The following is a 12780-nucleotide window of genomic DNA, read 5'->3' as shown; positions in this document are numbered from 1 at the left end:
GTGCGGGACCCGGTGGTCAGGCTGTGGCCGCCGAACCCGGTCCCTCCGGTTCCCGATGCTCCAGGCTCGCCGTCTATGCCCGATCAACGGCCGATCACCGGCCCCACTCATGACCTTCACCCGGGCGTCACAGCCTGCCCGCCACGCGGCCGGAGCCCGCTCCCGGCCCGGCCCGGCGGTCAGGCATCGTGTACGGACGCCGTCCCGTCCCGGCCGATCGCGGTGGGTCCTGTTCCCGTGGGCAGGCCGGCGGTGCCCCGCCCGGTGGGCACGGACCGGCCCGGATCCCGGACGGATGCCGGGATCCGGGTCGGTCACGCTGTCAGGGACAGGCGTTCTCGGAGGTCATACGGTCCCCTTCTCGATGCGGCCGACGCACAGCGCCCAGATGACGAAGGCGTCGATCGCGATCAGGACGATGGCCCAGGCCGGGTAGTAGGGCAGCCACAGGAAGTTGGCGATCATCCCCAGCCCGGCGACGACGATACCGGTGGCACGGGCCCAGACGGCGCCGCTGAAGACCGCCACACCCGTCACGACGATGAAGACCCCGAGGATGAGGTGGATCCACCCCCACCCCGCGGAGTTCAGCGAGTACACGTAGTTGCGGGTGACGAAAACCAGGTCGTCCTTGCCGATGGCGGAGATCCCCTCGAAGATCGCCATCAGGCCGCCGGTGATCAGCATGACTCCCGCGAAGATGGTCCACCCGGTCGCATAGGGATGCCGTTGGGGTTGGGGGATCTGGCTGCTACTGCCGACTCCGGAAACGCTGCTGGTCATGACAGTGACTCCTTCGGTGGGAACCGCCTCTCGGGCAGCGGGAGGCGGGACGGTGGAGCAGCTGGTCGCAGGTGCTCCGGGGACGCGACACCCGTCCGGTTCCCGACCGGTGCGGGTGCGGGTTCGGGGAGGAGGAGATCAGTGGCGCGCAGGAGTGCGAGGACTCGGCGGAGCCCTGGCCGGACGCCGACGAGACGGAACTCGACGTGTCGCAGGCCTGACGCCCGCCGGGCCTGGAGGAGGGCGCGCAGACCGGAGGCGTCGCAGAAGGTGAGGGCGGAGACGTCGAGGTCCAGCCGGGACGGACCGGCCGCCAGGGCCCGGGAGACGGCATCGGTCACGAGCGGCCCGGTGGCCATGTCGAGTTCGCCCACCAGCGACACCAGCACGGTGTCCCGGTACGGCCCGGTCTCGGTGCGCAGTAAGTCGTCGGCTCGCATGGCCACCGCCTGGGAAGCTCGGCTGACGGAAGGACCCGGAACGGCGGTCCTACGTTCACGGTAGAACCGGATCTCCGTCCTGTCGTGGGACGGACGGACCGCGGCGGTGGCCCGTGCGACCGCACAGGCGGCCACGTCGGAGGCGCCCGCCGGGCCGTCCACCTTCACGTCCACCGCCTCCGTGGGCCGTTCGACCGCGTCCCTCGTCCGGCACGCCGGACTGGGCCACCCGGACGAACGAGGCGGCGGGTCGGCCACGCCGTACACCCGGCCCGCAGCAGCAGCGGCTCCTCGACGGCGGCATCACCCGCTCGGAGCCGTTCAGTGCCCGACGGCCACCTTGGCCGCCACGATGACCAGGCCCAGGAGCAGGTTGACCGCACCCTCGACGACGGCCGGACCCACCGCGGCACCGGCCCGGCGGGCGCCCAGCGTCGCCCAGGCCACCTGCTGTGCCACGGCGACACCGAGCGCGAGCCAGGCGTTCTCCCCCGCCCCGAGCCAGGGGCTGACCAGCACAGCCAGGGCCGGCAGCGCCGACGCCTCGACGAGTGGCCACTCGTGCCGGCCGACCTCGCGCACCTGCCTCCAGGTGACCCGGCGGCCGGCCTCGCGCTGTCCTGCCACGTGCGCGTAGACGTGGGCGATCCAGAAGACGATCCCGGTGATCACCAGCAGCAGGATCAGCGACAGCCGCGGGTGCGGTTCGTGGACGCTGGAGGCCGCGATCACGGAGGCGGCGAGCATCGAGCCGTACACCGCGCCGGCGTAGTCCGTCCGGTTCCCGGGTCCGCCCGGGGCCGGTCCGGGCGGGGCGGGGGTACGACTGCGGGGCATGGTCACGACGCCTCCTCCCGTCCCCGCGCCGGAGACGACCGATGGGTCCGTTGCGGCCATCATCGCCGCTTCCCCGGGTTCCGGCCTCACCTCCGCAGGTGGATCCGGGCGCGGCCGACCGCCCCGCACCGATGCCACGCGGTCGGTGCCCCGTTCGGACGGACCGCGGTCGCTGCCCCGTTCGGACGGACCGCGGTGCCCCGGCCGCACCGGTAGGAACGGACATGACGCCGGCACCACCCGGAGCCACGGCCGACCCGTGCCGGCGGGCACCTGACCGGAAACCCGCGCGGCCCTACCCCCGAACCGTCACCCCGTCCTTCCGGGTCCCCCCGCTGCCGACCGACGCGCGCCCGGCGGGCAGGCGACCGGTGAAGGCGAAGCCGGTGAGCGTGATCCCGGCGGCGGCCAACAGCGACACCCTGAGGCCGTCGAGCTGGGCTTCGCGGTAGGAGCCGACGACGGCGTCCGCCTCCTGCGGCGGAACGGTGGTCTGCGCGAGCGCGGTGGAGAGCTGGTCCGCGGGTACGAAGGTGACGCCCGCCGCGATCCTGATGCCGGCCTGCTGCTTCACGGCGTCCGAGATCCGCGGGTCCGCGGCGACGGCGGAGCCGAACGCGGCCGTCAGGGCACCGATCAGGATGGCGCCGATCAGCGCGGTGCCGAGCGACGAGCCGAGGTTCTGCGCGGTGTACTGCAGCCCGCCGACCTCGCTGCGGTCCTCCTCCCCGACACTCGACTGCACGACGTTGGCCAGTTGCGAGGCGAGCAGTCCCAGGCCGATCCCCAGGAGGCCCATCGCCAGCGCGAACGACAGGTCGTCGAGCTCCGGCCGGACGGTGCCGACCAACCACAGGGACGAGGCGAACAGCACCAGCAGGCCGATCCGCACCACCGTTCTCGGCGAGGCGAACCGGCTGAGGAACGGGCCGGACATGGAGGCGGCGAGCATCGTGACCGACACCGGCAGCAGCCGCAGACCGGTCTGGAAGGCGTTCTGGCCCTGCACGGCCTGGAGGTACAGCGGGATGACGAAGAACAGCCCGAGGAGGATCAGGTTCTGACTGAAGAGCATGAGCAGGCCGGACCGCAGCGGGGGAACGCCGAACAGCGTGAACCGGACCAGCGGATGCTCCCGGCGCAGCTCCCACGACCGGAACAGCACCAGGAGCACCCCGCCCAGCGCGATGACGAAGAAGGTCGGCGAGTATCCGAGGACGGTGAACGGCGGGTTGCGGGGCTTCAGCCAGCCCCAGGAACTGCTCTGCAGCACGGCCAGCACCGCCAGTCCCAGCCCGGCCACCGACAGCAGCACACCGACCACGTCCAGCCGCGCGTGGTGCTCCGGTGCCGGTTGCGGCTCGATCCAGCGCAGCAGGAACAGGATGACCACCACCAGGACGACCTCGCCGGCGAAGACCAGCCGCCAGGTCAGGTAGGTGGTCAGCCATCCGCCGAGCAGCGGGCCCACGGCGATGCCCGCCCCGGCCAGACCGCCGATGACACCGTAGGCGGTCTGGCGGTCCTGTCCCTGGTAGGAGCCGGCCACCAACGCGGCCAGTGCCGGAAGGACCAGCGCCGCGCCCAGGCCCTCGATCACCGACCACCCGAGCGCCAGCAGCCACAGGGTGGGCGCCACCGCCGTGATCGCCGACCCCACGGCGTAGACCACCAGCCCGACCGTGAACACCCGACGGCGCCCGTACATGTCGCCGAGCTTTCCGCCGGTGATCATGAACGCGGCCATCACGAGCGTGTAGAGGGTGATCACCGCCTGGATCGCCGTGACCTCGGTGTCGAAGTCCTCGACCAGCCGGCTGATGGACACGTTCATCACCGACGCGTCGAGCACCATCAGGAACTGCGCCATGCCCAGGATGATCAGCGCTCTCCAGCGGTTCACCGTGACTCCTCGTGCTCACCGACCCCCGCGGTTCGTGTCCCCCGGCCCTCGTACCCTCGTACCCGCGCGGCCCGGCCGCCCGTCGTGGGCCGGTGCGTTGCGCCGAACGGCGGGCCACCCGAGGTGCGGCACCCCGTCCCGTCGCCCAGTCTTGGACGGAATCCGGAGCGCTCGGGCCGACGACGAGCCGCGGCGGACCGGGGTGCAGGCATCGGCCGGAGGGAGCGCGGAGTGGCGGCACCGCGTGGTCGGACCAGCCGCGCCGACTGGATCCGCACCAGGTCGGCCTGGTTGCGGGGGCGGACGGCCACCCTGCACGAGGTCCCGTTCCTGCGGCGACTCGCCGCCCAGCTGCTCCACATCCACGTCCTGGACATGGCCACCCGCCTCGCGGCCCAGACGTTCCTGACCGCCATCCCGGTGCTGTTCGCCCTGGCCGCCTTCATGCCCCAGGAGGTACGCAGCGGCGTCGCCGAGTCCCTGCGCATCGTTCTGGGGCTCCGGGGCGCCTCACTCGACGAGGTCAAGGGGGCGCTCCAGCCCAGCGAACCGAGCTCCAGCGCCAACACCTTCGGCGCCATCGGGATCCTGGTGACCCTGCTCTCGGCCACGAGTTGCAGCCGCATCCTGCAACGTCTGTGCGAGCGGAGCTGGCACCTGCCGCATCTGGCAGGGCGGCTGGCGGCGTGGCGGTGGCTGGCCTGGCTTCTGGTGTGGCTCACCGCCCTGGTTCTCCAGGGGCAGGTGCGGACCGGATTCGGGGCGGGCGAGGGCCTCGGGGCCGTGCTCTACCTGATCACGGCCGCTCTGCTCTGGTGGTGGACCCAGCACCTGCTGCTCGGTGGCCGCGTTCCCTGGCTCCCGCTGCTGCCGGGGGCCGTGCTGACCGGTGCCGGGTTGACGGCGTTCACATGGGTGTCGCAGCTCTACGTCCCCCGCTCGCTGAACCGCAGCGTGACGCAGTTCGGCCCGCTCGGCATGGTCTTCACCCTGCTCAGCTGGCTCATTCTGGTGTTCACGGTCATCACGCTCGGGATCGGCGCCGGGTACGTGGTGGCGGGCCAGGGGCGGCTGGCCCGGCTGCTGGCGACTCCGGAGCCGGCCCCGGAGGACGAGGACTGAGGGCCGAAGGGGCGTGCGTCCGCCAGGCGGGCGGGGCATGCTGCTCACCTCAGGGGTGCTCGCAGCCCGCTTCGCCCTCCCCCCGATTCCGGGGGCCTTCGTGCGCAGGCCGCGTCTGCGCGAACGCCTCGGCGGCGGTCGGCCCGGCCCGACCGCTTGACCTTGACACAGTGACAAGGCCTTCACTGCTGCCAAGGAGGTGGTCCTGATGGCCAGACCGGAAGAGGACACGGAAACGATGCGGGCGCTCCGGGCACTGGGGCACGACGACTCGTCGGTCCGTCTGCGGGCGGCGATGGCCGTCGGCACGGCCCCGGACCCGGGGTACGTCGGCGGGCTCGTCGAACGGTGCGCGGTCGAACCCGAGTTCTCCGTGCGCGAGATGCTCACCTGGGCACTCACCCGGCACGAGGCGGCCCTGACGGTCCCGCTGCTGGTCGGCGAGGTCCGTTCGGAGCGTGCGCAGGCACGGAGCCAGGCCCTGCACACACTGTCCAAGATCGGGGACCGGCGGGCGTGGCCGGCGATCACGCCCGCGCTGCTGGCCGACGCCGACGAGGAGGTGGCCCGCAGTGCCTGGCGGGCCGCGGTCGTGCTCGTGCCCGAGGGTGGCGGGCGCGCGTTGGCCGTAGTGTTGGCGGCTCAGCTCGGGCGCGGCGGGCACGAGACGCAGCTGAGCCTCAGCCGGGCGCTGATCGCGCTCGGGGAGGTGATGCTGCCGACGCTGAGCGCCGCGACGACGGACCTCGATCCCCGGGTGCGCGGGCACGCGCTCGCCACCGAACGGCTGTGGCGCGACCCGGATGCCGGATTCGAGTTCGCGATCGAGGAGGCGAAGCGCACGGTGGCCCTCGGCGGGGGCGGCCGGGAGGGACGGTAGGCAGTGTTGATCGGCGACGTCGCGCGGCGGTCCGGGGTCAGCGCCCGCATGCTCAGGCACTACGAATCGCTCGGGCTGGTGCAGCCGACGGGGCGTACCGGCTCCGGCTACCGCCGGTACTCGGACGAGGACATCCGGCGGATCTTCCACATCGAGAGCCTGCGGTCGCTGGGCCTGTCGCTGCGCGACGTCGGGCGGGCGCTCGACGACCCCGGCTTCGCGCCCGCGGAGCTCGTGGACGACCTCATCCGCCGGACCCGCGAGCGCATCGCGGCGGAGACGGAGCTGCTCACCCGGCTCCGGCGGATCGACGCCGCGGAACCCGCCGGCTGGGAGGGGGTCCTGCGGGTCGTCGCGCTGCTCCAGGCCCTGGAGTCGAAGAGCCCGGGGGCGCGCCAGCGCGCGGCCCTGTCCGCGGGCGAGGACGCTCCGGTGCCGGTGGAGGCACTGGTCGAGGCCGTGCTGGGCGAATCGGACCCGAACGTCGCCGGAGCCCTCCGCTGGGCTCTGGCGCAGGCGGGCGGGGAAGGGACGGCGCTGCTCGCGGAGGGCCTGCGCTCACCCGCGGCCGAGGTGCGCGAACGTGCCGTCCGGTCCCTCGCCGAGCTGCCGGACGGGACGGCGACGGCCCTGCTGCGGGACGCCCTCGGGAATCCCGACGCCGTGGTCCGCAGGCACGCGGCCCTGGCGCTCGGAGCCCGCGGTGTGGCCGACGCGGTCCCGACGCTCATCGGCATGATCGTCGAGGCGGTGAACGACGCCGACGCGGCCGACGCCCTGGGCGCGCTGGCGAGCGACCCGGCGCTGACGGACCGGGTCGCCACCGGGCTCGTCGACCGCCTCGCCCACGACACCGTCGGACCGGACGCCCGCCGGCGGCTCACCCAGGCGCTCGCGGACGTCCCGGGAGGCACGGCGTCCCGCGCCCTGGAGGAACTGTCACAGGACGAGGACCGTGCGGTCGCGCTGACCGCGACGTACATTCTCAAGCTGCGCAACACGCGGTAGCGGGTCGGCTTCGGGGGCGGGTTCGACGGTGGGGGTGGCGTGACAGGGGCCAGGCGGTTCCGTCGGCAGCGGCGGCTCTTCCTCTCGGTGGCGGTCGACACGTTCGGCTCCGGCGTCTTCCTGCCGCTGTCGCTGCTGTTCTTCGTCACCGTCCGGCACTTCCCGGCGGCCTCCGCGGGCACGGCCGTGACGGTCGGGTCGGTCGCGTCCTTCGCCGTCGTGCCGCTCTGCGGGCGGCTCGTCCAGGCCATGGGGCCCAAGTCCTGCCTGCTCCTCAGCAATGTCCTGACCGCGCTCGGGTACGGCCTGTTCTTCGCGGTGGGGAACCTGTTCACCGTGGCGGCCGTCACCTTCGTCGTGACGGCCGCCGACCGGCTCTACGGTGCCGCCTGGCCCACGATGGTCGCGCGGCTCGCGAAGCCGGAGGAACTCACCGACTGGTTCTCCGCGGTGACCGTGCTCAGGACGACCTCCCTGGGAGTCGGCACCCTGGGGGCGACCGCCCTGATGGCGCTCGCCGGCGGGCGCGGCCTACAGGTCGCACTCGCCCTGAACAGCGCGAGCTCCCTCCTCGCGGCCGTCCTCCTGCTGGGTGTCGCCGTGCCGGCCGCCGAGCGGCCCGGCCACCGGGCGGCGAGGTCGAACACCCGGGCGGCGCTCGGCGACCGGCCCTTCCTTTCCCTGGTGGTGTCCCAGACGCTGCTGTCGGCGGCCTGGCTGATCCCGACGGTCGCCTTCCCCCTCTACCTCGTGGAGAGCCTCCACCAGGCCGCCTACTGGCCGACCGTCGTGGTCGCCGTCCGCTACGCCACCGCCACCACCCTGCAGATGCGGATCAGCCGCCGGCTGTCCGGCTGGACCCGGTCGCGGGTCCTGCGCCTGTCGATCGGCGCGGTGGCCGGCGCCATCGCCCTGACCGCGACGATCTCCACCGTCCCGCACGCCCTCCAGGGCCCGCTCGCGGTCCTCGTGGCAGCCGTCCTGGCGCTGGCCGAGCTGGCCTCGAAGCCGACCGCGGCCGCGGCGGCGGTGGCCATGGCGCCCAAGGGCGACGAAGGACCGTACATGTCCCTGTTCCAGCTGACCTGGACGGTGTCCTACGCGGTCGGGCCGGCCGTCATCGGCCTGGGCCTGCAGAACCCCCCGCTGCTCTGGACCACGCTGGCGATCTGCGTAGCGGCCGGCGCCCTGGCCCACCGCCTCCGCACACCCCTGCGGCGGCCTGCGGGCGGGGCCGTCGCAGGGCGGATCGCCCACGGTGTCCGCGACCTGCGCGAGGAGGCCGACGTTCCCTGACGGGCACCACGCGCGCGGGACCGACGGACCCGGGCCGTTCGGCCCTGGCCGAGGTCCGGCCCGGGACCCGGGACCGGCCGGCGTCACCGGCCGCCCGACGGCCCGGCTGCGCGCCGCGCCCGCTCTCCGCAGGAGCCCGGCCTGCCCGAACTCACCCAACGGGAAAGGGAGATCCTGGCCCTCAGCGGCAAGGGGCTGACGAACCGGCAGCCGGCAGATCGGCGAGCGGCTGCACCTCGCCGAGAAGACGCTCAAGAACCGCATCTCCCGGCTGCTCGCCAAGCTCGGCGCGGAGCGGCGCGTCCGGGCCGCCCTCATCGCCACCCGGACCCTCGCCCCCGCGTAGTGCCGGCTCCCGGCCCCGGTCCGGGTCCACTCGGCGGTCGGGCAGGGACCGAACGACCCTCCCCCGTTCCCCGCGCGATGCGAACAATCGAAGGTATGGAACCCGACCGCATCCCCGCCGCGCACCCGGCCCTGGACGAGCAGCACTGCTTCCGCCTGCTGGCCGGCAGTTCGGTCGGCCGCGTGGTGTACACGGTCGGCGCGCTGCCGGCCGTCCGACCGGTCCCCTACCGGATCGGCGGCGACGGCAGCGTGCTGGTGCGCGCCGCCGCGCACTCGGAACTGGTCCGCGCCGTCTCCGGCGCCCTGGTGGCGTTCGAGGCGGGCGAGATCGACGAGGCGGACGGAACGGGCTGGAGCGTGACCGTGCTGGGACGGGCCGATGTCCGGGAGCTCCCCACCGAGGAGGTCCCGCCCGCCCGGGAGGACCGGTCCGCCGGGGAGGACCCGTCCGTCCCCGCGGTCCGGCCGCCCCGCCAGGTCTCCATCCGGATCCGGCCCGAACTCGTCACCGGGCTCCTGCTGCCGGACACCCGGTCCTAGGACCACCCCGTTCAGACCGGCAGCGGGGCCGACCAGACCACCCGGGTCCCGCCCTCCGCCGGGCGGACCAGCTCGAACGACCCGCCCAGCGTCCGCGCCCGCTCCGCCAGGTTCGACAGCCCGCTGCGCCGCCCCTGTTCGGGGACGCCGACGCCGTCGTCCTGCACGGACACCAGCACCCGCCCGCCGGAGGCCTGGAGCACGACCTCGACCCGGCCCGCCCCCGCGTGCCGGGCCGCGTTGCTCAACGCCTCGGCCAGGACGGCGAGGACGTGCTCGGCCACCTCCGACGGGACATCGGTGTCCAGCAGGCCCTCCATGCTCAGCCGCGGTGCGAAGCCGAGCACCGCCTGCGCCTGCTCCACCGTACGGACGGCCCTGGCCCGCAGGCCGTGGCCGGCGGCCTCCTCCCTGGCCCGCAGGCCGAAGATGGTCGACCTGATGATCTTGATGGTCTCGTCCAGGTCCCCCACCGCGCGCAGCACCCGGTCCGAGGCGGTGGCGTGGTCGATGAACCGGGCGGCGCTCTGCAGCGTCATCCCGGTGGCGAACAGCCGCTGGATGGCCAGGTCGTGCAGGTCGCGGGCGATCCGGTCGCGGTCCTCCAGCATCGCCAGCTGTTCGGCGTCCCTGCGGCGCTCCGCCAGCTCCAGGGCCAGCGCGGCCTGATCGGCGAAGCCCAGCAGCGGCCCGATCTCCCCGTCGGAGAACTCGGGCCGGCCCGCCTCCCTGGCCAGCAGCAGCACGCCGTCGATCTGCCCCTCGGCCCGGCCCAGCGGCACCGCGACCGCCGGTCCGAGCCCGCCGAAGCGGCTCGGCCCCGCCGAGAGCCGGGGGTCACCCGCCAGGTCCACCGTGGTCACCGGCACCCCCGAGGCGCAGGCCGCACCCGACAGGGACCCCTCCAGCGGCACCACCAGGCCCGACCGGCCGGCCGCGTCGCCGCCGAGTGCCAGCTCCACCCGGACCGTCCCGGTCCCGGTCACCGGTACGGAGACGTCCGCCAGGTCCGCACCGGTGATCTCCCGGGCCCGCTGGGCGATCAGCTCCAGCACCTCGGAGCGGGAGCCGCCGGACAGCAGCGCGCGGGTGATCTCCGCACTCGCGCTCAGCCACCGCTGCTGGCGCTGGGCCTCCTCGTACAGCCGGGCGTTGTCGATCGCCACCCCGGCCGCCACGGCCAGCGTGGAGATCACCGCCTCGTCGTCGGCGTCGAACTCCTCCCCGCCCTGCTTGTCGGTCAGGTAGAGGTTGCCGAACACCTCGTCACGCACGCGCACCGGCACCCCGAGGAAGGTCCGCATCACGGGGTGGTGCGCCGGGCAGCCCACCGACGAGGAGTGCTCGGTGAGGTCGGCCAGCCGCAGCGGCGCCGGGTGGTGGATCAGCTCGCCCAACAGGCCCCGGCCGGTCGGGTAGGGCCCGATCCGTTCGATCTCCTCGTCCGACAGTCCGACCGTGTGGAACTGCGAGAGGGTCTCCCCGTCCGGCCCGATCACCCCGAGCGCGGCGTAGCGGGCGTCCACCAGGACGGCCGCGGCCTCCACGATCCTCCGCAGCACCTGCGTCAGGTCCAGCTCCCGGCCGACCGACAGCACCGCCTCCAGCAGGCTGTGCACCCGGTCCCTGGTGCCCCGGGCCACGTCGATCCGTGCCTGGAGTTCCTCCAGCAGTTCGTCCAGCCGCAGTTGCGGCATCCGTGACCGTACCGTCTCGCCGCTCACGGGCACCCTCCTCGTCGCCGCGGTCGCGGCCGATTGTCGCAGACGGGGACGAACCGCGGGGTGTCAACCGTGCGGCTTCCGGCCCTCCCGGCGGACCCTCGGGCCGGGACCTTCGGTGCGCGACCGGGGCTGGTCGGCCCCTGGGGCTGACCACCGGTCCGGCGGGAGTCTGGTCACCGGACGGGACCGCGGCTGCCGACGCCGGGGCCGTCCGCAGACCAGGGAGGTCGCTGACATGTCGCACGACGTGCTGGTGGGGATCGACGGTTCGGTGCAGAGCGCCGCGGCGGCCGAGTGGGCCGCCCACGAGGCCCACCGCAACGGGCGCGCGCTGCGGATGGTCCACGTCGCGGGAGGCGAGGTGGACGCCCTGGAGCGCGACCTCGGCGGCGGGAGCCCGCTGCCGCAGCCGGTGGCCTCGATCCGGGACCGGATCACGGCCGCGCTGCCGGAGCTGACGGTCTCCTGCGACATCGTCCCCGGGAACCCTGCCTACGCGCTGGCCGCCGCCTCCCGGCGGGCCGCTCTGCTGGTCCTCGGGTCGCGCGGCCTGGGCGGCTTCGCCGGGCTGCTGGTCGGATCGGTCGGGCTGCGCGCCGCCGCCCGGGCCGAGTGCCCGGTGGTGCTGGTCCCCGCCGGCCCGGCCGGTCCCGCGGAGCCCGCCGCGGGACCCGGCGAGGTGGTCGTGGGCGTGCAGGGCGACCGGCCGTGCGACGTCGTGCTCGCCTTCGCCTTCCGGCACGCGGCGGCCGCCGGCGTCCCGCTGCGGGTGTTGGAGAGCCGCGACACCTTCCACGGGCCGTACACCACCGAGGCCCCGGTGGACCAGCGGGAGATCGGGGAGTCGCTGGCGGCCGCCGAGCAGGTACGGCTCCAGGACGCGCTGTCGCGCTGGCAGGACAAGTTCCCCGGGGTCCGCACCGAGGTGGAGGTGTGTGCCTGGAGCCCGAGCCGGCTGCTCGTGGAGGCCTCCCGCACCGCCTCGCTGGTCGTGCTCGGACGGCGCACGCCTTCCCACCCGCTGGCCGGGCCCCGGCTGGGCGCGGTCGCCCAGTCGGTGCTCCACCACGCCCACGGCCCGGTCGCCGTCGTGCCGCACGCCTGACCCGGCCGCCCCGCCCCCGGGCCCCGGACGCGCTCGGACGCACCTCCGAGGAACGGGTGCGCAGCCTGGTCGGCGTGCTGGACGGCCCCGTCACCTGCCACGGCTTCCACAGGTACGTCAACGTCCTCGACCGGGACACCCTGCCGGACGCCACGGACCACCCGGAGAAGTACCGCAGCTCACCATCCGGGTCAGCGACTGCGCGGTCGACCTCGTCCGGCTCTGAGCCACGCCGGATAGGTCGCTCCGGGCGGGAGTCAGCGCCGTACCAGCGGCTGCTCGGCAAGCCCGTAGGCGCGCAGCTGGTACGGGAGCGCGGGCGGCCGTCGCCACTGGAGGTCGAGGCCGCAGGCGCCGAGGACGGCGCCGAAGGCGTGGCGCATCGCGTCCTGGACGGCGGTGCGGGCGTGCGCGGCCCGCTCGGCGGCGGGGGTGTCCCCGCCGCGGGCGGCGGCGGACAGGCGGCGGGAGGGGTTCCAGCGGAGGTCGGCGACGCCGGCGGTGTCGTCACCGTCGTCGACCGGCCGGCACGGCGTGAGGGTGATGCCGGGTGCGTGCAGGTGGTCGGCGACGGGCAGGCCGGCGAGCGCGGCGGTGCGGCGCCCCGCAGCCGTGTCCTGCCGTGCGGAAGCCGTGTCCACGCCGTCCTCCTCCGGGTCCGGGCGGCGGCCGGCCGCCTGCGCCCGAGCGTACGGCGTACCCCGACGACCCGTCGGCGAATCCCGGAAGTGGCCGCCGCGGCGCGGCGCCCCGCGGGGGGGGGCGCGCCGGGCGGGGGTCGCCGGGAGGTGCAC

General features: G+C 74.4%; 12 protein-coding genes and 2 pseudogenes. 8 read left to right on the top strand and 6 right to left on the bottom strand.

Annotated elements, in window-relative coordinates; genetic code table 11:
• Positions 1–345 precede the first annotated feature (345 nt).
• From ACFU7Y_RS27100 to ACFU7Y_RS27085, 4 genes are all read right to left on the bottom strand, one after another.
• Positions 346–783, bottom strand: coding sequence for a hypothetical protein (locus ACFU7Y_RS27100; protein ID WP_224283016.1), 438 nt, complete (start codon positions 781–783; stop codon positions 346–348).
• Positions 780–1223 (bottom strand): STAS domain-containing protein, encoded by a 444-nt coding sequence (locus ACFU7Y_RS27095; RefSeq protein WP_224283015.1) that lies wholly within the window; start codon positions 1221–1223, stop codon positions 780–782. Before ACFU7Y_RS27095 ends, ACFU7Y_RS27100 begins: the two co-directional genes overlap by 4 nt.
• A 321-nt stretch (positions 1224–1544) precedes the next feature.
• Positions 1545–2060: a hypothetical protein gene (locus tag ACFU7Y_RS27090; protein ID WP_224283014.1), complete on the bottom strand. Its 516-nt coding sequence runs from the start codon at positions 2058–2060 to the stop codon at positions 1545–1547.
• A 295-nt stretch (positions 2061–2355) separates the two neighbouring features.
• On the bottom strand, positions 2356–3963 hold the full coding sequence (locus ACFU7Y_RS27085) for an MFS transporter (RefSeq protein WP_224283013.1): 1608 nt from the start codon (positions 3961–3963) through the stop codon (positions 2356–2358).
• Positions 3964–4194: 231 nt separating this feature from the next.
• Between ACFU7Y_RS27085 and ACFU7Y_RS27080 the strand changes: the two genes are divergently transcribed.
• The 6 genes and pseudogenes from ACFU7Y_RS27080 to ACFU7Y_RS27055 all read left to right on the top strand — a co-directional run bounded on the left by ACFU7Y_RS27080 (position 4195) and on the right by ACFU7Y_RS27055 (position 9157).
• Positions 4195–5085: a YhjD/YihY/BrkB family envelope integrity protein gene (locus tag ACFU7Y_RS27080; protein ID WP_224283012.1), complete on the top strand. Its 891-nt coding sequence runs from the start codon at positions 4195–4197 to the stop codon at positions 5083–5085.
• Between the two features lie 208 nt (positions 5086–5293).
• Positions 5294–5965: a HEAT repeat domain-containing protein gene (locus ACFU7Y_RS27075; RefSeq protein WP_380769930.1), complete on the top strand. Its 672-nt coding sequence runs from the start codon at positions 5294–5296 to the stop codon at positions 5963–5965.
• A gap of 3 nt (positions 5966–5968) precedes the next feature.
• Positions 5969–6973, top strand: coding sequence for a HEAT repeat domain-containing protein (locus ACFU7Y_RS27070; protein ID WP_224283010.1), 1005 nt, complete (start codon positions 5969–5971; stop codon positions 6971–6973).
• 39 nt (positions 6974–7012) lie between these two features.
• On the top strand, positions 7013–8269 hold the full coding sequence (locus ACFU7Y_RS27065; protein ID WP_380769929.1) for an MFS transporter: 1257 nt from the start codon (positions 7013–7015) through the stop codon (positions 8267–8269).
• A gap of 141 nt (positions 8270–8410) precedes the next feature.
• Positions 8411–8615, top strand: a pseudogene (locus ACFU7Y_RS27060) (response regulator transcription factor); the annotation flags it as partial.
• A gap of 95 nt (positions 8616–8710) precedes the next feature.
• Entirely contained in the window at positions 8711–9157 is a 447-nt protein-coding gene (locus tag ACFU7Y_RS27055) for a pyridoxamine 5'-phosphate oxidase family protein (protein WP_380769928.1), read from the top strand.
• A gap of 11 nt (positions 9158–9168) precedes the next feature.
• Here ACFU7Y_RS27055 and ACFU7Y_RS27050 read toward each other — a convergent pair whose 3' ends face one another.
• Positions 9169–10854, bottom strand: coding sequence for a GAF domain-containing protein (locus ACFU7Y_RS27050; protein ID WP_380769931.1), 1686 nt, complete (start codon positions 10852–10854; stop codon positions 9169–9171).
• Positions 10855–11116: 262 nt separating this feature from the next.
• Here ACFU7Y_RS27050 and ACFU7Y_RS27045 point away from each other — a divergent pair, with 262 nt between their 5' ends.
• Positions 11117–11986 (top strand): universal stress protein, encoded by an 870-nt coding sequence (locus tag ACFU7Y_RS27045; protein ID WP_380769927.1) that lies wholly within the window; start codon positions 11117–11119, stop codon positions 11984–11986.
• Positions 11983–12153 (top strand): annotated as a pseudogene (locus ACFU7Y_RS27040) (glycine radical domain-containing protein); the annotation flags it as partial. The gene ACFU7Y_RS27045 and the pseudogene ACFU7Y_RS27040, both read left to right, overlap by 4 nt.
• Positions 12154–12243: 90 nt before the next feature.
• Here the strand turns inward: ACFU7Y_RS27040 and ACFU7Y_RS27035 are convergent.
• A complete protein-coding gene (locus tag ACFU7Y_RS27035) occupies positions 12244–12627 on the bottom strand; it encodes a hypothetical protein (RefSeq protein ID WP_380769932.1) in 384 nt (127 codons plus the stop codon).
• Positions 12628–12780: the final 153 nt, after the last annotated feature.

This window comes from Kitasatospora sp. NPDC057542, assembly GCF_042801945.1.
Lineage (GTDB): Bacteria > Actinomycetota > Actinomycetes > Streptomycetales > Streptomycetaceae > Kitasatospora.
Note: the sequence above shows the minus strand (reverse complement) of the source record. Positions and strands in the feature narration are given on the sequence as shown.